19 protein-coding genes are annotated in these 18,895 nt (G+C 71.5%); 11 read left to right on the top strand and 8 right to left on the bottom strand.

Annotation, left to right across the window (positions count from 1 at the left end; genetic code table 11):
* Nucleotides 1-23 precede the first annotated feature (23 nt).
* From AB5J87_RS24280 to AB5J87_RS24270, 3 genes are all read right to left on the bottom strand, one after another.
* Nucleotides 24-599 (bottom strand): TerD family protein, encoded by a 576-nt coding sequence (locus AB5J87_RS24280; RefSeq protein ID WP_369379231.1) that lies wholly within the window; start codon nucleotides 597-599, stop codon nucleotides 24-26.
* 125 nt (nucleotides 600-724) lie between these two features.
* Nucleotides 725-1,183 (bottom strand): peroxiredoxin, encoded by a 459-nt coding sequence (locus tag AB5J87_RS24275; RefSeq protein ID WP_369379229.1) that lies wholly within the window; start codon nucleotides 1,181-1,183, stop codon nucleotides 725-727.
* A gap of 120 nt (nucleotides 1,184-1,303) precedes the next feature.
* Nucleotides 1,304-1,726: a DUF3052 domain-containing protein gene (locus AB5J87_RS24270; protein WP_369379227.1), complete on the bottom strand. Its 423-nt coding sequence runs from the start codon at nucleotides 1,724-1,726 to the stop codon at nucleotides 1,304-1,306.
* A 393-nt stretch (nucleotides 1,727-2,119) separates the two neighbouring features.
* On the opposite strand from AB5J87_RS24270, the gene aceE reads away from it, so the two are divergent.
* Together aceE and AB5J87_RS24260 are read left to right on the top strand one after the other, a co-directional pair.
* The gene (gene aceE / locus AB5J87_RS24265) at nucleotides 2,120-4,867 is read left to right on the top strand and encodes a pyruvate dehydrogenase (acetyl-transferring), homodimeric type (RefSeq protein WP_369379226.1); all 2,748 of its coding nucleotides are present in this window, start codon (nucleotides 2,120-2,122) and stop codon (nucleotides 4,865-4,867) included.
* A gap of 129 nt (nucleotides 4,868-4,996) precedes the next feature.
* On the top strand, nucleotides 4,997-5,773 hold the full coding sequence (locus AB5J87_RS24260) for a potassium channel family protein (protein ID WP_369379225.1): 777 nt from the start codon (nucleotides 4,997-4,999) through the stop codon (nucleotides 5,771-5,773).
* A 16-nt stretch (nucleotides 5,774-5,789) separates the two neighbouring features.
* Here the strand turns inward: AB5J87_RS24260 and AB5J87_RS24255 are convergent, their stop codons facing one another.
* On the bottom strand, nucleotides 5,790-6,200 hold the full coding sequence (locus tag AB5J87_RS24255; protein ID WP_369379224.1) for a peptidase inhibitor family I36 protein: 411 nt from the start codon (nucleotides 6,198-6,200) through the stop codon (nucleotides 5,790-5,792).
* A 224-nt stretch (nucleotides 6,201-6,424) separates the two neighbouring features.
* Complete coding sequence (locus AB5J87_RS24250) at nucleotides 6,425-8,023, bottom strand: MFS transporter (protein WP_369379223.1); 1,599 nt, start codon at nucleotides 8,021-8,023, stop codon at nucleotides 6,425-6,427.
* A 114-nt stretch (nucleotides 8,024-8,137) separates the two neighbouring features.
* On the opposite strand from AB5J87_RS24250, the gene AB5J87_RS24245 reads away from it, so the two are divergent.
* From AB5J87_RS24245 to AB5J87_RS24235, 3 genes are all read left to right on the top strand, one after another.
* On the top strand, nucleotides 8,138-8,800 hold the full coding sequence (locus tag AB5J87_RS24245; RefSeq protein WP_369379222.1) for a TetR/AcrR family transcriptional regulator: 663 nt from the start codon (nucleotides 8,138-8,140) through the stop codon (nucleotides 8,798-8,800).
* Between the two features lie 161 nt (nucleotides 8,801-8,961).
* Entirely contained in the window at nucleotides 8,962-10,173 is a 1,212-nt protein-coding gene (locus AB5J87_RS24240) for an alpha/beta hydrolase (RefSeq protein ID WP_369379221.1), read from the top strand.
* A 96-nt stretch (nucleotides 10,174-10,269) separates the two neighbouring features.
* On the top strand, nucleotides 10,270-11,133 hold the full coding sequence (locus AB5J87_RS24235; protein ID WP_369379219.1) for a DUF4429 domain-containing protein: 864 nt from the start codon (nucleotides 10,270-10,272) through the stop codon (nucleotides 11,131-11,133).
* A 33-nt stretch (nucleotides 11,134-11,166) separates the two neighbouring features.
* Here the strand turns inward: AB5J87_RS24235 and AB5J87_RS24230 are convergent, their stop codons facing one another.
* A complete protein-coding gene (locus AB5J87_RS24230) occupies nucleotides 11,167-11,628 on the bottom strand; it encodes a MerR family transcriptional regulator (protein WP_369379217.1) in 462 nt (153 codons plus the stop codon).
* Nucleotides 11,629-11,713: 85 nt separating this feature from the next.
* Between AB5J87_RS24230 and AB5J87_RS24225 the strand changes: the two genes are divergently transcribed.
* Entirely contained in the window at nucleotides 11,714-12,523 is an 810-nt protein-coding gene (locus AB5J87_RS24225) for a serine hydrolase domain-containing protein (RefSeq protein ID WP_369379215.1), read from the top strand.
* 108 nt (nucleotides 12,524-12,631) lie between these two features.
* Here the strand turns inward: AB5J87_RS24225 and AB5J87_RS24220 are convergent, their stop codons facing one another.
* Entirely contained in the window at nucleotides 12,632-13,291 is a 660-nt protein-coding gene (locus AB5J87_RS24220; protein WP_369379213.1) for a pirin family protein, read from the bottom strand.
* A gap of 90 nt (nucleotides 13,292-13,381) precedes the next feature.
* Between AB5J87_RS24220 and AB5J87_RS24215 the strand changes: the two genes are divergently transcribed.
* The 5 genes from AB5J87_RS24215 (at nucleotide 13,382) to fabF (ending at nucleotide 18,275) form a co-directional block, all read left to right on the top strand.
* The gene (locus AB5J87_RS24215) at nucleotides 13,382-14,578 is read left to right on the top strand and encodes a PucR family transcriptional regulator (protein ID WP_369379212.1); all 1,197 of its coding nucleotides are present in this window, start codon (nucleotides 13,382-13,384) and stop codon (nucleotides 14,576-14,578) included.
* A gap of 89 nt (nucleotides 14,579-14,667) precedes the next feature.
* Nucleotides 14,668-15,585, top strand: coding sequence for an ACP S-malonyltransferase (locus AB5J87_RS24210; RefSeq protein ID WP_369379210.1), 918 nt, complete (start codon nucleotides 14,668-14,670; stop codon nucleotides 15,583-15,585).
* A 13-nt stretch (nucleotides 15,586-15,598) separates the two neighbouring features.
* Nucleotides 15,599-16,600, top strand: coding sequence for a ketoacyl-ACP synthase III (locus AB5J87_RS24205; RefSeq protein ID WP_369379209.1), 1,002 nt, complete (start codon nucleotides 15,599-15,601; stop codon nucleotides 16,598-16,600).
* Nucleotides 16,601-16,656: 56 nt separating this feature from the next.
* On the top strand, nucleotides 16,657-16,905 hold the full coding sequence (locus AB5J87_RS24200; RefSeq protein WP_369379208.1) for an acyl carrier protein: 249 nt from the start codon (nucleotides 16,657-16,659) through the stop codon (nucleotides 16,903-16,905).
* A gap of 107 nt (nucleotides 16,906-17,012) precedes the next feature.
* Nucleotides 17,013-18,275, top strand: a complete 1,263-nt coding sequence (gene fabF, locus AB5J87_RS24195; protein ID WP_369379207.1) for a beta-ketoacyl-ACP synthase II — start codon at nucleotides 17,013-17,015, stop codon at nucleotides 18,273-18,275.
* Between the two features lie 87 nt (nucleotides 18,276-18,362).
* On the opposite strand, the gene AB5J87_RS24190 is transcribed toward fabF, so the two are convergent.
* Nucleotides 18,363-18,857, bottom strand: a complete 495-nt coding sequence (locus AB5J87_RS24190; RefSeq protein WP_369379205.1) for a DUF3145 domain-containing protein — start codon at nucleotides 18,855-18,857, stop codon at nucleotides 18,363-18,365.
* Nucleotides 18,858-18,895 lie beyond the last annotated feature (38 nt).

The following is an 18,895-nucleotide window of genomic DNA, read 5'->3' as shown; positions in this document are numbered from 1 at the left end:
GCCGGACGAGGAAGAGCGACGGCTCAGACGTTGACGCCGAAGTCCTGCGCGATGCCGCGCAGGCCCGAGGCGTAGCCCTGGCCGATGGCGCGGAACTTCCACTCCGCGCCGTTGCGGTACAGCTCGCCGAAGACCATGGCGGTCTCCGTCGAGGCGTCCTCGCTCAGGTCGTACCGGGCGAGCTCGCTGTTGTCGGCCTGGTTCACCACGCGGATGTACGCGTTGCGGACCTGGCCGAACGACTGCTGGCGGCTCTCGGCCTCGTAGATCGAGACCGGGAACACGATCTTGTGAACGTCGGCCGGGACACCGGCCAGGTTCACCTTGATGACCTCGTCGTCGCCCTCGCCCTCACCGGTGAGGTTGTCACCCTGGTGCTCGACGGAGCCGTCGGGGCTCTTCAGGTTGTTGAAGAAGACGAAGTTCGAGTCGTTGGCGACCTTGCCCTGGTCGTTGGTCAGCAGGGCGCTGGCGTCCAGGTCGAAGTCACCCCCGGTGGTGGTACGAGCGTCCCAGCCCAGACCCACGATGACCGCGGTCAGGTTGGGGGCGGCCTTGGTCAGCGAGACGTTGCCGCCCTTGCTGAGGCTGACTCCCACGAGTCCTCCCAATGGTGTGAGGGGCCGGCTTAGGTCAGCGTCCCCGTCGTACGTTGGTTGCATCGGATCAACGTCTGGATCCTAGTGACCGGTTCCCGCCTCAAACAGGCGATTCGACCGAAGGATCACAGGGTGTCGAGCGCCTTCACGTAGTCATTGAGGTCGCGGGCGTCCGGAAGACCGTTCTCGACGGCCCAGCGCACCACGCCCTCCTTGTCGATGATGAAGGTGCCGCGCACCGCGCAGCCCTTCTCCTCGTCGAACACGCCGTACGCGCGCGAGACGGCGCCGTGCGGCCAGAAGTCCGACAGGAGGGGGTACTCCAGCCGCTCCTGCTCGGCGAAGACGCGCAGGGTGTGGATGGAGTCGTTGGAGACCGCGAGCAGCTGGGTGTCGTCGTTGACGAACTTCGGCAGCTCGTCGCGGAGCGCGCACAGCTCCCCCGTGCAGACGCCGGTGAAGGCGAACGGGTAGAAGAGGAGCACCACGTTCTTCTCGCCGCGGAAGTCCGAGAGCTTCACGGTGCGGCCGTGGTTGTCCTTCAGCTCGAAGTCCGGAGCCTTGGTGCCGACCTCGATCGCCATGGAAACGCCTTCCCTTCTGTGGACCCGATCCGGCGGCCCGCGTGGGCCGTTCCGGTGAACCCCACCCTACGCACAGGGCCCCCACCGGCGGTGCCGGTGGGGGCCCTGGGGCGTGGAGGATCAGCGCTTGCCGGACTTCAGGCGGGTGCCCGACCAGTCCTTGCCGACGCTGATGCTCTTCGCCGGCGAGAGGCCGGCGGTCTGCGCGGCGTCGTTGATGTCGCTGGGCTCGACGTAGCCGTCCCGGCCGGTCTTCGGGGTCAGCAGCCAGATCGTGCCGCCGTCCTCCAGGAAACCGATGGCGTCCACCAGGGCGTCCGTAAGGTCGCCGTCCTCGTCGCGGAACCACAGCAGCACGACGTCGGCGACGTCGTCGTAGTCCTCGTCGACCAGGTCCTGGCCGATCAGCGATTCGATGCCCTCACGGAGATCCTGGTCGACGTCTTCGTCGTAGCCGATCTCCTGGACCACCTGTCCGGGCTCGAACCCCAGCCGTCCGGCCGGGTTGGTCCGCTCCTCCGCGTGGTCCGCGGTCGCGCTCACGGCTTGCCTCCTGATCTTGATTCGGTAAGTACTGCAGCCGCACGCGTACGCGAGGCTTTGGGCGTAGTCCACACGGGCGGGACGAATCGCGCAAGTACCGGGCCCCCGAACCCGCCCTTTGGGGTGCAGTGTGCCCCCGCTGAGGGGCGAACCCGGCACGTGTGGTGATTCATCCCACACCCTTGCAGATAGTTTGCACGCTTCTGCTCCCTGCATACGCCAATCGGGGTGACGCACCCTTTCGGGAACACATTGACGACTTGGGCGTAAGGTTGCGATTTGGGCAGCCGCACACCTCGTTACCCCTCGGTAGAGATGACGTTTGCGTCCTCGCGGTCCACGATGGGATGCGGCGCACCAACCCCGCACGCCCCCCGACAGCGAAGGAACAGCGTGGCTTCCGGATCCGATCGCAACCCGATCATCATTGGCGGCCTTCCCAGCCAGGTCCCGGACTTCGATCCGGAGGAGACCGAGGAGTGGCTCGCCTCCCTGGACGCGGCGGTCGACGAGCGGGGCCGCGAGCGCGCCCGCTATCTGATGCTCCGCCTCATCGAGCGCGCCCGCGAGAAGCGCGTGGCCGTGCCCGAGATGCGCAGCACGGACTATGTGAACACGATCGCCACCAAGGACGAGCCCTTCTTCCCCGGCAACGAGGAGATCGAGCGCAAGGTCCTCAACGCCACCCGCTGGAACGCGGCGGTCATGGTCTCGCGCGCCCAGCGCCCGGGCATCGGGGTCGGCGGCCACATCGCCACCTTCGCCTCCTCCGCCTCCCTCTACGACGTGGGCTTCAACCACTTCTTCCGGGGCAAGGACGACGGCAAGGGGGGCGACCAGATCTTCTTCCAGGGGCACGCCTCCCCCGGCATCTACGCCCGCGCCTACCTCCTGGACCGCCTCTCGGAGCAGCAGCTCGACGCGTTCCGCCAGGAGAAGTCCAAGGCGCCGTACGGGCTGTCCTCTTACCCGCACCCGCGGCTGATGCCGGACTTCTGGGAGTTCCCCACCGTCTCGATGGGCCTCGGCCCGCTCGGCGCGATCTACCAGGCGCGGATGAACCGCTACATGGAGGCGCGCGGCATCGCCGACACCTCCGACTCGCACGTCTGGGCGTACCTGGGCGACGGCGAGATGGACGAGCCGGAGTCGCTGGGCCAGCTCTCCATCGCCGCCCGCGAGCACCTGGACAACCTGACCTTCGTCGTCAACTGCAACCTCCAGCGCCTCGACGGCCCGGTGCGCGGCAACGGCAAGGTCATCCAGGAGCTGGAGTCGCAGTTCCGCGGCGCCGGATGGAACGTCATCAAGCTGGTCTGGGACCGCTCCTGGGACCCGCTGCTCGCCCAGGACCGCGACGGCATCCTGGTCAACAAGCTGAACACCACGCCGGACGGCCAGTTCCAGACGTACGCGACGGAGACCGGCGGCTACATCCGCGACCACTTCTTCGGCGACGACCACCGGCTGCGCGCCATGGTCGAGAACATGACCGACCAGCAGATCCAGCACCTGGGCCGCGGCGGTCACGACCACAAGAAGGTGTACGCGGCGTACGCGGCGGCCAAGGCCCACAAGGGGCAGCCGACCGTGATCCTGGCGCAGACGGTCAAGGGCTGGACGCTCGGCCCGAACTTCGAGGGCCGCAACGCGACCCACCAGATGAAGAAGCTGACGGTCGAGGACCTCAAGCGCTTCCGCGACCGGCTGCACATCCCGATCACGGACGCCCAGCTGGAGGCCGGCGCCCCGCCGTACTACCACCCGGGCCGCAACTCCGAAGAGATCCAGTACATGCACGACCGCCGCAAGGGGCTCGGCGGCTATGTGCCGACCCGGGTCGTGCGGGCGAAGCCGCTGGCGCTGCCGGAGGACAAGACCTACGCGGCGGCGAAGAAGGGCTCGGGCCAGCAGTCGATCGCCACCACCATGGCGTTCGTCCGCATCCTCAAGGACCTGATGCGGGACAAGGAGATCGGCAAGCGGTTCGTGCTGATCGCGCCCGACGAGTACCGCACGTTCGGCATGGACGCGTTCTTCCCGAGTGCGAAGATCTACAACCCGCTGGGCCAGCAGTACGAGGCGGTCGACCGCGATCTGCTGCTCGCCTACAAGGAGTCGCCGACCGGGCAGATGCTGCACGACGGCATCTCCGAGGCGGGCTGCACCGCCTCCCTGATCGCCGCGGGCTCGGCGTACGCCACCCATGGCGAGCCGCTGATCCCGGTCTACGTCTTCTACTCGATGTTCGGTTTCCAGCGCACCGGCGACCAGTTCTGGCAGATGGCCGACCAGCTCTCGCGCGGCTTCGTGCTGGGCGCGACCGCCGGGCGCACGACGCTGACCGGTGAGGGCCTCCAGCACGCCGACGGCCACTCCCAGCTGCTGGCCTCGACCAACCCGGGCTGTGTCGCCTACGACCCGGCGTACGGCTACGAGATCGCGCACATCGTGCAGGACGGTCTGCGCCGGATGTACGGCGAGACCGCGGACGGGCGGCCGGGCGAGGACGTCTTCTACTACCTCACCGTCTACAACGAGCCGATCCAGCACCCGGCCGAGCCGGCGGACGTCGACGTGGACGGCATCCTCAAGGGCATCCACCGCATCGCCCGGGGCACTTCGGGCAGCGTCCCGGCGCAGATCATGGCGTCCGGCGTGGCCGTCCCGTGGGCCCTGGAGGCCCAGCGCCTCCTCGCCGAGGAGTGGAACGTCCGGGCCGACGTCTGGTCCGCCACCTCCTGGAACGAGCTGCGCCGCGACGCCGTCGAGGTGGAGGAGCACAACCTGCTCCACCCCGAGGAGGAGCAGCGCGTCCCGTACGTCACGCGCAAGCTGTCCGGCGCCGAGGGGCCGTTCGTCGCCGTCTCGGACTGGATGCGCTCGGTCCCGGACCAGATCTCGCGCTGGGTGCCCGGCCGGTACAACTCGCTGGGCGCCGACGGGTTCGGCTTCGCCGACACCCGGGGCGCGGCGCGGCGCTTCTTCCACATCGACGCGCAGTCGATCGTCCTGGCGGTGCTCACCGAGCTCGCCCGGGACGGGAAGGTCGACCGCTCGGTCCTGAAGCAGGCCGTCGACCGCTACCAGCTCCTGGACGTCGCGGCGGCCGACCCCGGCGCCGCGGGCGGTGACGCGTAACGCTCCGCGGAGCGGGTGCCTTCCGGCGCGCGGCGGGGCGAGGTGACCGTCCCGCCGCGCGCCGTGCCGGTCCGCCCCCACTCGTCCCCGCGCCCCTGACGGGCGCGGGGGCGCTTTTACTATGCGCCTATGAAGCAACTTCCCGCGCAGACCCGGTGGGAGCGACGCACCCAGTGGCCGCTGCTCGCGCTGGCCGTCGCCTTCGCCCTCGCCTACACCGTCCCCGTCGTCCATCCCGGGGCCGGGAGCCGGGTGCAGGAGGCGTGCGTCGGGGTGGAGTGGGTGGTGTGGGGTTCGTTCGCCGGCGACTACCTCGTGCGGCTCGGGCTGTCGGGCGAGCGGCTGCGGTTCGTGCGCACGCACTGGCTGGACCTGCTGGCGGTGGTGCTGCCGCTGATCCAGCCGCTGCGGCTGCTGCGGGTCGTCTCCACCCTGGCGCTGGTGGGGCGCCGGGCGCGGATGGCCCCCCAGATACAGCTGACCGTCTATGTCGGCGGCGCGGTGGTCGGGCTGCTCATGTTCGGCTCGCTGGCCGTGCTGGAGGTGGAGCGGGGCGCGCCGGGCGGGAACATCAAGACGCTGGGCGACGCGGTGTGGTGGTCGTTCACCACGATGACCACCGTGGGCTACGGCGACCACGCCCCCACCACCGGGCTCGGGCGGCTGATCGCGGTGGGCCTGATGCTCTCCGGCATCGCCCTGCTCGGTGTGGTGACGGCGAACATCGCCGCCTGGTTCATCTCGCGCTTCGAGCGCGACGGCGAGGAGGAGCGCCGCCAGACCGCGCTCCTGGAGACCCTCACCCAGGAAGTGCGGTCGCTGCGCGGCCAGGTGTCGGCGCTGACCGGCCGGGTGGAGCACGCCTGCGGCTGCGGGCAGGGCACGCGCGGCACGCCCCTGCCGTGAGCGCTCGCCCATGGCGTCAGCTCTGCCAGATCTTGAACGCCCGCACGCGGTAGGGCAGTCCGGGCGCCCAGGAGCCGGTGCCCGGATAGGTGTTGAACTCCGCGGTCTCCGCGCACTCCTGCGACTGATAGACCGTCACCGGGCGGCCGGTGCGGTTGGCCAGGGACTGGGCGTCCGCGCCGGGCGGCAGCGCCGTACAGCTCTCCAGCTCGGTGTTGCGCAGGTCGTACACCTGCCGGTTGCCCTTGAAGTCGGCCCGCCCCCACAGGCAGAGCTCTCCGGGCGCGCACGCCCCGAGGCGGGGCGGGGCCGCGTGGGCCGGGACGGGCAGCAGGACGGTGGTGGCGGCGAGGACGGCCGCGGCGGCCGTGATGGTCCGCGTCGTGTTGTTCCGCGTCGTGTTGTTCCGCGTCGTGTTCGTACGCATGGTGCGTCAACCCCCGTGTCGTGGGATCCGGTTGGCCTCGGATCCCTCTCGCCCGGTTGAACGCGCCCCGGCCGCGCCGGGTTTCCGTACGACGTCCCCGTCGCCCCACTTCATCCGAATAGGTGAACCTTGGGCCGGAGATGCCCCGAAGGTGAACCGTGGGGCCGGACGTGGCCCCACCGGTGAACCGCTGGGCAGACGTGACCCCTTGGGCGGACCGCGGGTCAGATGTGGCCCACGCCCGCCCCCGCCTCGCTGTTCTCGCCGCGCTTGGTCAGCGTGGCGACCAGCGCCGCGACCACCGCCACGATGCCCGCGACCATGAACGCGGTGCTCATGCCGGACACGAACGTGTCGTGCGCGACCCCGGCGATCCGCTCGGCGACCTGCGGCGGCGTGCCCGGCTGGACCGGCGCGATACCGACCTCGACCACCTTGGACGCGGCCGAGCCCTGCTCCGGGGAGAGCGGCACAAGCTTCGCGTCCGCCCAGTTGTCCGGCAGTTCGGAGGAGACCCGGGAGGCCATCACCGCGCCCAGGACCGCGGTGCCGAGGCTGCCGCCGACCTGCATGCCCGCCTGCTGGAGGCCGCCCGCGACGCCGGACAGCTCCAGCGGCGCGTTGCCGACGATGACCTCGGTGGCGCCGACCATGACCGGGGCGAGGCCGAGGCCGAGCAGGGCGAACCAGATCGACATGGTCACCGTGCCCGTGCCGACGGTGAGCCGGGACATGCCGAACATGGCCACCGCCGTGCAGACCATGCCGCCGACCAGCGGGATCCGCGGGCCCAGCTTGGTGATGAGGGCGCCCGCGACCGGCGAGGCGACGATCATCATTCCGGTGAGCGGCAGCAGGTGCATGCCGCTGTCCACCGCCGACATGCCGTGCACGTTCTGGAGGTAGAACGTCACGAAGAAGAGGCCGCCCATGAACGCGAAGGCCATCAGGACCATCAGGACCGTGCCCGCCGACAGGGGTACGGACCGGAACAGGCCGAGCGGGATCAGGGGTTCGCGGACCTTGGTCTCCCAGAGCGCGAAGAGCACGAACCCGGCGACGGCGCCGCCGATGAAGGCGAGGGTCCGGCCGCTGCCCCACCCGTACTCCGAGCCCTTGATCAGCGCCCAGATCATGCAGAACATGGCGCCGGACAGCAGGGCGATGCCCAGCACGTCGAAGGACTTCGGGGCGTTCTCGGCGCGGTGGTCGCGCAGGATGACGGCGCCCAGGACCAGCGCGAGCACGCCCACCGGCACGTTGATGAAGAAGACGGACTGCCAGCTGACGTGCTCGACGAGCACGCCGCCGAGGATGGGGCCGCCGGCGGTCGAGGCGCCGATCACCATGCCCCAGATGCCGATCGCCATGTTCAGCTTCTCGGCCGGGAAGGTGGCCCGCAGCAGGCCGAGCGCGGCCGGCATGAGCAGGGCGCCGAAGAGGCCCTGGAGCACCCGGAAGGCGATGACCAGGGCGGCGCTGCTGGAGAACCCGATGGCGCCGGAGGCGGCGGCGAAGCCGACCACGCCGATCAGGAACGTCTGGCGGTGGCCGAAGCGGTCGCCCAGCTTGCCCGCGGTGATCAGCGAGACGGCGAGCGCCAGCATGTAGCCGTTGGTGATCCACTGCACGTCGGCGAGCGAGGCGCCGAGGTCCTTCTGGATGGCGGGGTTGGCTATCGCCACGATCGTGCCGTCGAGCGCGACCATCATCACGCCGATCGCCACGCTGACGAGCGTGAGCCAGGGGTGGCCGCGCAGGCCCTTGGCGGGCGCCGGGACGAGGTCCAGCGGCGCGGATTCCACAGTTGTCCGACCAGTCATGCCCCGAGGTTAGTGACAGCCGCTGACAGTTGACAAACCGTTTCACTAGTCGGTCACTGCCAGGACACCCGCCGCTAGGCTGGCGACCCAAAGTGATGGAAGGAGGACCCCTCGGTGACGGTGGGACAGGACCCCGCGGCCCCGGCCGCGGCCCGCAACGGCCTGCGCGAGCGGAAGAAGCAGCGCACCCGTGACGCCCTGCTGCGCGTCGCCCTGGAGCTCTTCACCACCAAGGGGTACGAGGAGACGACGGTCGACGAGATCACCGACGCCGTCGAGGTCTCCCAGCGGACCTTCTTCCGCTACTTCGCGGGCAAGGAGGCGGTCGTCTTCGCCGTCCAGGAGACGGTCGAGTCGCACTTCGCGGCGGCCCTGCGCGCCCGCCCGGCCGCCGAGAGCCCGGTCACCGCGATGCGCAGGGCCGTGACGGCGGCCTGGGACACGCTGGAGGAGACGCTCCAGCCGGTCGTGCCGCTCTCGCTCTACATGCGGACGTACCAGGTGATCGAGTCCACACCGGCGCTGCTCGCCGTCCATCTGCGCCGTTCGGCCGAGCTGGAGGAGGAGACCGTCCGGCTGATCGCCGAGCGCGAGGGGGTGGACGTCGCGACCGATCCGCGCCCCCGGGTCGTGGTGGCCGCGTTCACCGGCGTGATGCGGGTGGCGGGCGGGCTGTGGAGCCACGGCGAGGACGCCGGGTTCGACGCCCTGCGCCGTCTCACCGAGGCCCATCTGGACCAGCTCGGACCGGCCCTCGCGGACGACTGGCGGGGCTGAGCGCGGACCGCCGCCGGGCCGTGCTCCGGGGCGCGCGCCGCACGGAGCGTGCGCCCGCGCGCGCGGGCGGTGACACGCCGACCCCCTCCGCGACCTGTTCAAACGTGATCTGAGTCACTGTCACCCCAGTGGGCGCCGCCCGCCTCTTACTCTGTAGCGCAGTGACTTCCTTCGACTCCTCCCCCACACTCAACGTCTGGCGCGCACTGCTCGCGCTCGCCGTCGTGTTCGTGATGCTCGCGACCTCGGGCTGGACCGCGGTCCGCGGCCACCAGGCGTCGACCGAGCCACGCGCCGTCGCCCTCCGGGCCTGGGCCAAGGGCACGCTCGACGGGCAGAAGCTGCCCTCCCCGGACACCGCGCCGCACCGGCTCGCCGGCTTCTTCGCCTCGCTGACCCCGGCCGAGCGCACCGACCTGGCCCGGCGCTACCCGCTGATCGTCGGCAACCTCAACGGCGCGCCGGTCCCGCTGCGCTACCAGGCGAACCGCTGGGCGCTCACCGAGGCGCGCGACACCGAGCGGGCCCGCACCCACGACAGCCGGCTCACCACCGACGGCCGCGGCCAGGCCACCCGCCGGATGCACCGGTACGAGTCGCTGCTCGACGACGGCCGCCAGATCCTGGCCTTCGACCCGTCGGACACCGGCCGGGTGGCCGAGGTCTTCGGCGACCTCGAACACGCCGAGCGGATCTCCGTGGTCGTCCCGGGCGTCGACACCAACGTCATGACGTTCGAGAAGAGCAACCGCAAGTACTCCGCCCCGGTCGGCATGGCGCAGTCGCTGTACGCGGCGGAGCGCGCGGCCGGTCCGCGCACCCGTACCGCGGTGATCGCCTGGGCCGACTACACGACCCCGGCCGGACTCGGCATCGACGCGGCCATCGGCCGGCTCGCCGAGGACGGCGCCGTCCGCCTCGACAGGCTGGTGCGGGCACTGCCCGGCAACTCGCCGGTCTCGCTGTTCTGCCACAGCTACGGCTCGGTGCTGTGCGGGGTCGCCGCGCACCGGCTGCCGCCGCGCGTGGTGGACATAGCGGTCGCGGGCAGCCCCGGCATGCGCACCCAGAGCGCCGCCCACCTGGGCACCTCGGCGCGGGTGTGGGCGATGCGGGACCGCGGCGACTGGATCGAGGACGTGCCGCACCTGGACGTGGCGGGCCTCGGCCACGGCGCCGACCCGGTGTCGTCCGGCTTCGGCGCCCGGGTGCTCTCGGCGGCCGGCGCGGTGGGCCACGCGGGCTATTTCGAGCCGGGTACGCAGAGTCTCGCCAACTTCGCCGCGATAGGGGTCGGTTCGTACGGCTCGGTGAGCTGTCTGAAAGCCAATTCGGCCTGCCAGCGCGGTATTTCCGGCGCGGACGCGGCCTGACGCGCGTAGAAGTCGGCGCGTCCGCGTGAGGGCGTACGACATTGCGGGCGGCGCCGAGGGGGGACGCGCGGGCGTGCGCCGCCTACGATGAGGCGCATGGGTGATGTGCTGGCCGGAATTCATGCCACCTGGGAGTTCGAGCCCGACTCCGTACTCATCCGCTTCGAACGGGGGATCCGCACGCCGAAGCTGTTCCAGGCGTTGCGCGAACGGCGCATCCCCCACGAAGCGTTGGAGACGGTGACGCTGACCCCGGGCAAGCGCGGCACTGTGGTGCTGCGCGCGGTGCCGAGACAGGGCGCCGATCCGCTGATGGAGGCTGCCGCGGGGCAGCTGAAGGAGGGGTGCGACCCGTACCGCCTGGTGCTGCCCGCCGAGCGGGAGACGCTCGCCGAGTACTACGCGGACGAGCTGCGCGCCCTGCTCGCCGCCGACGCGGCGAAGCCGACGGAGCGCTATGTGGTGGCGGCGCCGGAGCTGCCGCAGAGCTTCAAGGCGTACGACGGCAAGGCGAGCTTCGACGGGCGCCAGGTGTCGTTCCGCTGGTTCTGGACGGGTGCCTCCTCGGCCAAGTGGAAGGCGGGCGACCAGACGTTCCCGGTCGCCGCGCTGAGCGGGGTGGAGTGGCGCTCGCCGGAGGTGCTGGACGGATATCTGCGGCTGCTGCCGCGCGGGGACGCCCCCGCGGCCCCGGCGCAGGCCGACCAGGACCCGGCGGCGGTCGTCTTCGGGCTCGGGTACGGGCCGGTCCACGAGTCGCTGCCGTTCGCCGCGGCCGTCCTCCAGGAGATCAGGGGCGCGTCCGTCGCACCCGTGCCGGCGCCCCGGGCGGCCGGTGGGCGGCGGGATCCGGCGGACATCGCGGAAAGGATCCGCCACCTCGGTGAACTCCACCGGGCCGGGCTGGTGACGGACGCCGAATTCAGCGCGAAGAAGGCGGACCTGCTGGCGGAGCTGTGAGGGGGCGGCGGCTCTTCGCCGAGCCGCCGCCGGTCAGGCCGTTTCCGCCGTGCGGCGGGCGTCCGCGTAGAACTCGATCTTGTGGTCGAGGACGGCGAGGGTGTCCTGGAGCTCCGCCATGCGCGTCAGGACGTCGCGCCGGGTCCGCTCCAGGAGCTCGTGGCGGGCGTCGAAGGTGTGGGGGCCCTCCCGGACCAGCTCGGCGTAGCGGACCATGTCCGCCACCGGCATGCCGGTCAGCCGCAGCTTGCCGACGAAGACCAGCCAGTCCAGGTCCTTGTTGGTGAACCGCCGCTGCCCGGTGTGCGAGCGGTCCACGTGCGGCATCAGCCCGATCCGCTCGTACCAGCGCAGGGTGTGCGCGGTCAGTCCGCTCAGCGCCGAGACCTCGCTGATCGTGTAGCGGTCCCGGCCCTCGGGGCGCGGGGGGAGGGGGCGGGCCTTGCAGAGGTCCACGACCGACGGCTTCACGGGGAGGCTCTCGATCATCGTCATGCCCCCAACCTAGAAGGTTGGAGTGCACTCCAAGCAAGCGGATTTCGCCACGGGGACCGCCGCGGGACCGTTTAGGCTCGTACGCATGAAGAGCCTGGCGCTGATCGAGAACTGGCCCGTGCCGCACGCCGCCGCCGCCGTCGTACGGGCGGACGGCACCGTCGTCGGATCGCACGGCCCGACCGGGCAGCGCTTCCCGCTCGCCTCCGTCACCAAACCGCTCGCCGCCTACGCGGCGCTCGTCGCGTACGAGGAGGGCGCCGTCGAACTGGACGAGCCCGCCGGGCCGGAGGGCTCGACCGTACGGCATCTGCTCGCGCACACCTCGGGGCTGGCGTTCGACGAGCACCGGGTGATGGGGGCGCCCGGCGAGCGGCGGCTGTACTCCAACGCCGGGTTCGAGGTCCTGGGCGACCACATCGCCAAGGCGACGGACATCCCGTTCGCCCAGTACCTGCACCAGGCCGTGCTGGAGCCGCTGGGCATGGCGTCGACGTCGCTGGACGGCTCGCCCGCCAAGGACGGCGTGTCGACCGTGGCGGACCTGGTCCGGTTCGCGGCGGAGGTGCAGGCGCCGCGGCTGCTGCACCCGATGACGGTGGCCGAGGCGATGAGCGTGCAGTTCCCCGGGACGAAGGGGGTGCTGCCGGGGTACGGGCACCAGAACCCCAACGACTGGGGGCTGGGGTTCGAGATCCGGTCCGCGAAGTCCCCGCACTGGACGGGGAGTTCGTCCTCGCCCCGGACGTTCGGGCACTTCGGCCAGTCCGGGACGTTCCTGTGGGTCGACCCGGAGGCCGGGGTGGCGTGCGTGGCCCTCACGGACCGGGCGTTCGGGCCGTGGGCCGTCGAGGCGTGGCCGCCGTTCACGGACGCGTTGCTGGCCGAGGTGTAGCCGGTCGCTGCGCGCGGGCCGGAGGAGCCGGCCCGGCCGCCGGCCCTCCGGGCCGCGGGGAGCTTCGCGGGCAGCCCACCACCGGCCCGCGGACGAGGACTCGTCCGGTCAGACCTCGTTGAGTTCCCAGAACAGGAGCTCCGTCGCCGTGCGGGCGACCGCGTCCCGGTCGAGTTCGGAGGTGAGGCGGGCCGAGTCGCCGGGGCCCAGCAGCTCGCCCGCCACCTCGGCCTCGCCCCGCACCACGTGCACGTACACCCCCGGCGCGTCCGGCACCGCCGTCCGCTCGCCGGGCGCGAGCCGCCGGACGTAGAGCATCGCGCCCGCCGCCAGCACCGCGTACGGCGTCGAGTCGGCCAAGCCCCGGACGATCTCGTACGCGGGGTCGCCGCCGGGCCGCTTGGGGGCCAGCCACATCTGGACGAAGACCAGCGGGGCGGTGCCGTCGTTGCGCTCCTCGTGGCGCACCCCGCCGGCCGAACTGAGGTGCTGCACGTCCCCCGCCCGTACGACCGTGGCGTGGCCGGCCGAGTCGCGGTGGGTGAGTTCGCCCGCCACCACCCAGGTGACGATCTCGGTGTGGCTGTGCGGGTGCTCGTCGAAGCCCGCACCCGGCGCGAGGCGCTCCTCGTTGCAGGCCAGGACCGGGCCGAAGCGCAGGTTGTCCGGGTCGTAGAAGCGCCCGAAGGAGAACGCGTGCAGGGACTCGATGCCGGCCGCGGCGTCGCCGCCCCGGTAGCGCTCGTCGGCGCGCCTCACGGAAATCACGGCTCCACGGTAGCCCCGCCGGGCGGGCCGTGGCCGCCCCGCAACCCCCGGCAGGGCACTCACCCGTCCTGATAAGGCAGTCTTGTCCCCGTGCCCGAACCCGAATCGCCGCAGCCGCCGAACGCCGCCCACCCGCACGCCGCGACCCTCAAGCGCCTTGAGCAGTCGTCCGGCCGGCTCGCCGCGAACGCGATCGCCCGCATGGACGAGAACCTGCCGTGGTACCGGGCCATGCCGCCGGAGAACCGCTCCTGGATCGGTCTCGTCGCCCAGGCCGGCATCGCGGCCTTCACCGAGTGGTTCCGGCACCCCGACACCCCGCAGGCGATCTCCACGGACGTCTTCGGCACCGCCCCGCGCGAGCTGACCCGGGCGATCACGCTGCGCCAGACCGTCGAGATGGTCCGCACCACCATCGAGGTCATGGAGGCGGCGATCGAGGAGGTGGCCGCGCCGGGCGACGAGTCGACCCTGCGCGAGGCGCTGCTCGTCTACGCCCGCGAGATCGCCTTCGCCACCGCGCAGGTGTACGCCCAGGCCGCCGAGGCACGCGGTGCCTGGGACGCCCGGCTGGAGTCGCTGGTCGTCAACGCGGTCCTCTCCGGGGAGGCCGACGAGGGCGCCGTCTCGCGCGCCGCCGCCCTCGGCTGGAACTCGCCCGAGCACGTCTGCGTGGTGCTCGGCACCGCCCCCGACGGCGACAGCGAGCTCACCGTCGAGGCGATCCGGCGGGCCGCCCGGCACGCCAAGCTCCAGGTGCTGACCGGCGTCCTGGGCGACCGCCTGGTGGTCATCGCGGGCGGCAGCGACAATCCGCTCCAGGTCGCCAAGGCCCTGATCGGGCCGTACGCGGCCGGTCCCGTGGTGGCCGGTCCGGTCGTCCCCGACCTGCTGGCGGCCACCCGCTCCGCGCAGGCCGCGGCGGCCGGGCTCAAGGCGTGTTCGGCCTGGCAGGACGCCCCGCGGCCGGTTCTGGCGGACGATCTCCTGCCGGAGCGCGCGATCGCCTCCGATCCCGCTGCGCGCGAGCAGCTGGTGGAGGAGATCTACAGACCGCTGGAGGAGGCGGGCTCGGCCCTGCTGGAGACGCTCAGCGTCTATCTGGAACAGGCGAGCAGCCTGGAGGGCGCGGCCCGGATGCTCTTCGTCCATCCCAACACCGTGCGCTACCGGCTACGACGTGTGACCGACGTCACCGGCTGGTCGCCGTCCGACGTGCGTTCCGCCTTCACGCTCCGGATCGCCCTGATCCTGGGGCGTCTGGCCGACGGAGATCCACAGTCCTAGACTTTTGTCGGACACCCACAATTCCCCCGACGGTTCTTCGTCCCTGTCCCCACGGGCGAGCAGGGCCGTCCACAAGAGAGAGTGTGAGAGTGCTCGTACTCGTCGCTCCCGGCCAAGGCGCTCAGACGCCCGGCTTCCTGACCCCCTGGCTCGACCTCCCCGGCGCCGCCGACCGGCTCGCCGCCTGGTCCGACGCCATTGGTCTCGACCTCGTCCACTACGGCACGCAGGCGGACGCGGACGCCATCCGCGACACCTCGGTGGCCCAGCCCCTGCTGGTCGCCGCCGGTCTCCTCTCGGCCGCGGCACTGGGTGACATCACGCCCGGCGCGGTCGCGGGCCACAGCGTCGGCGAGATCACCGCCACCGCGTACGCGGGCGTGCTCTCGGAGGAGGCCGCGCTCGGCTTCGTGCGCAAGCGGGGCCTGGGCATGGCCGCGGCCTCCGCCGTCACCGAGACGGGCATGTCGGCGCTGCTGGGCGGCGCGCCCGAGGTCGTCTTCCCGCACCTGGAGAAGCTCGGCATCACCCCGGCGAACGTGAACGGCGCGGGCCAGGTCGTGGCCGCGGGCACCCTGGAGCAGCTGGCCGCCCTGGAGGCGGACAAGCCCGAGGGCGTGCGCCGCGTGGTGGCGCTGAAGGTGGCCGGGGCGTTCCACACGCACCACATGGCCCCGGCGGTCGCGGAGCTGGAAGAGGCGTCGCGCGCGCTGGAGATCGCCGACCCGAGGTTCACCTACGTCTCGAACGCCGACGGCAAGACCGTCGCCACCGGCGCCGAGATCGTGGCCCGCCTGGTCAACCAGGTTTCGAACCCGGTCCGCTGGGACCTCTGCATGGAGACGTTCCAGCAGCTGGGCGCCACGGCGCTGATCGAGGTCTGCCCCGGCGGCACCCTGACCGGCCTGGCCAAGCGGGCGCTGCCCGGCGTGAAGACCGTCGCCCTGAAGACCCCGGACGACCTCGAAGCGGCCCGCGCGCTCATCACCGAGCAGACTGCCGGATAAGGAGCCGTAGCGCATGTCGAAGATCAAGCCCAGCAAGGGCGCTCCGTACGCCCGCATCATGGGCGTCGGCGGCTACCGGCCGACCCGGGTGGTCCCCAACGAGGTCATCCTGGAGACGATCGACTCGTCCGACGAGTGGATCCGCTCCCGTTCGGGCATCGCGACCCGGCACTGGGCCTCGGACGAGGAGACCGTGTCGGCGATGTCGGTCGCCGCCGCGGGCAAGGCCATCGCGGACGCCGGTCTCACCCCCGAGCAGATCGGTGGTGTGATCGTCTCCACGGTCTCGCACTTCAAGCAGACCCCGGCCGTCGCCACCGAGATCGCGGACAAGATCGGCGCGGTCAAGCCGGCCGCGTTCGACATCTCCGCGGGCTGCGCGGGCTTCGGCTACGGCCTGACCCTCGCCAAGGGCATGATCGTCGAAGGCTCGGCGGAGTACGTCCTGGTCATCGGTGTCGAGCGGCTCAGCGATCTGACCGACCTGGAGGACCGCGCGACGGCCTTCCTGTTCGGTGACGGCGCGGGCGCGGTCGTGGTCGGCCCCGCCGACGAGCCGGGCATCGGCCGTACGGTGTGGGGCTCGGAGGGCGACAAGTCCGAGACGATCAAGCAGACCGTGCCGTGGACCGACTACCGCGAGGGCCCGGTCGACAAGTTCCCTGCGATCACGCAGGAGGGCCAGGCGGTGTTCCGCTGGGCCGTGTTCGAGATGGCGAAGGTCGCCCAGCAGGCGCTGGACGCGGCCGGAATCAGCGCGGACGACCTGGACGTCTTCATCCCGCACCAGGCCAACATGCGGATCATCGACTCGATGGTGAAGACTCTCAAGCTGCCGGAGCACGTCACGGTCGCCCGTGACATCGAGACCACCGGCAACACCTCGGCCGCCTCGATTCCGCTCGCGATGGAGCGGCTCCTGGCGACCGGACAGGCGAAGAGCGGCGACACCGCGCTCGTCATCGGCTTCGGGGCGGGTCTCGTGTACGCCGCGACGGTCGTTACCCTCCCCTAGGCACACCGGATCATCCGGATGCCCACAAACCCGTAAAAACACCGAAGGAGCGCCACATGGCCGCCACCCAGGAAGAGATCGTCGAGGGTCTCGCCGAGATCGTCAACGAGATCGCCGGCATCCCCGTCGAGGACGTCCAGCTGGACAAGTCCTTCACGGACGACCTGGACGTCGACTCGCTGTCCATGGTCGAGGTCGTCGTCGCCGCCGAAGAGCGCTTCGACGTCAAGATCCCGGACGACGACGTCAAGAACCTGAAGACCGTCGGCGACGCCGCGAGCTACATCCTGAAGCACCAGGACTGATCCGGTTCCCGGACAGTCCCGGACCAGTCCCGGACTCAGTTCCGCGTGACTGCCGCCACCCGGCGGTGGCGCCGCTGATCCCCCTTTGAAACGTGGAGAATTTTCCTGTGAGCTCGACCAATCGCACCGTGGTCGTCACCGGTATCGGCGCAACCACACCGCTGGGTGGCGACTCCGCCTCGACCTGGGAAGGTCTGCTGGCGGGCCGTTCCGGCGTCCGGCCCCTGGAGGGCGAGCGCTTCGCCGAACTCCCGGTCCGCATCGCCGCGACCGCGGCCGTCGACCCGGGCGAGGTGCTGCCCCGCCCGCTCGCCCGCAAGCTGGACCGCTCGGCGCAGTTCGCGCTGATCGCCGCCAAGGAGGCGTGGGCCGACGCCGGCTACACCGCCCCGGCCGGTGAGGACCAGCCCGTCACCCCCGAGCGCCTCGGCACCGTCATCGCCTCCGGCATCGGCGGCGTGACCACCCTGCTCGACCAGTACGACGTGCTGAAGGAGAAGGGCGTACGCCGCGTCTCCCCGCACACCGTCCCGATGCTGATGCCGAACTCCCCCTCGGCCAACGTCGGTCTTGAGGTGAACGCCCGCGCGGGCGTCCACACCCCCGTCTCCGCCTGTGCGTCCGGCGCCGAGGCGATCGGCTACGCCGTGGAGATGATCCGCACCGGCCGCGCCGACGTCGTGGTCGCGGGCGGCACCGAGGCGGCCATCCACCCGCTGCCGGTGGCGGCGTTCGCCAACATGATGGCGATGTCCAAGAACAACGAGAACCCGCAGCAGGCGTCCCGCCCGTACGACAAGGCCCGGGACGGCTTCGTCCTCGGCGAGGGCGCCGGTGTCGTCGTCCTGGAGTCGGCCGAGCACGCCGCCGGGCGCGGCGCCCGGGTCTACTGCGAGGTGCTGGGCCAGGGCCTGTCGGCCGACAGCCACCACATCGCGCAGCCCGAGCCGACCGGCCGGGGCGTCGCGGCGGCCCTGCAGAACCTGCTGGACTCCACCGACCTGAAGCCGTCCGAGGTCGTCCACCTCAACGCGCACGCCACGTCGACCCCGCAGGGCGACATCGCCGAGATCAAGGCGCTGCGCAAGGTGCTGGGCGACGACATGGACCACATCGCGGTCTCCGCCACCAAGTCGATGACCGGGCACCTGCTCGGCGGCGCGGGCGGCATCGAGACCGTCGCCACGGTCCTGGCGCTGCACCACCGGATCGCGCCCCCGACCATCAACCTCGACGAGCTCGACGACGAGGTCGAGGCCGACATCGTGCGCGGCGAGCCGCGCGAGCTGCCGGCCGGGTCGATCGCCGCGATCAACAACTCGTTCGGCTTCGGCGGACACAACGTCGTGCTGGCGTTCCGTTCCGTCTGATCCGGCCGAGACGCCTACGCGACCGGAAGGGCCCCCACCGAGCGGTGGGGGCCCTTTCCGTCGCGCACGAGCGGGGGCGTACGCCCCTCAGACGACCTGGTGCAGCCAGCGCACGGGCGCGCCCTCGCCCGCGTACCGGAACGGCTCCAGCTCGTCGTCCCAGGGCTTGCCGAGGAGGCGGGCGATCTCGGCCTCCAGATCGGTCTCGCCGCGCACCGAGCGGGCCAGGGCGGCGCGCAGCCGGTCCTCGGGGATCAGGATGTCGCCGTGGATGCCGGTGACCGCGTGGAAGATGCCCAGGTCGGGGGTGGCGCTGTAGCGCTCGCCCTCGGCGGTCGGGCACGGCTCGGCCGTGACCTCGAAGCGCAGCAGCTGCCATCCGCGCAGGGCGGACGCGAGTTTGGAGGCGGTGCCGGGTTCGGCCTGCCAGGAGAACTCGGCTCTCCAGGTGCCGGGCGAGGCGGGCTGGCGGATCCAGTCGAGCTGGACCCGCACACCGAGCACTCCCGCCACCGCCCACTCGACGTGCGGGCACAGCGCGCGCGGGGCGGAGTGGATGTACAGAACTCCACGTGTCGTCACCGGGACCTCCAGTGCGGTTCGAGGTTCGCCTTCCCCAG

Origin of the sequence: Streptomyces sp. cg36 (genome assembly GCF_041080675.1) — a bacterium.
Lineage (GTDB): Bacteria > Actinomycetota > Actinomycetes > Streptomycetales > Streptomycetaceae > Streptomyces.
The sequence above is the reverse complement of the archived record's forward strand: the minus strand, read 5'-3'. Positions and strand labels throughout refer to the sequence as shown.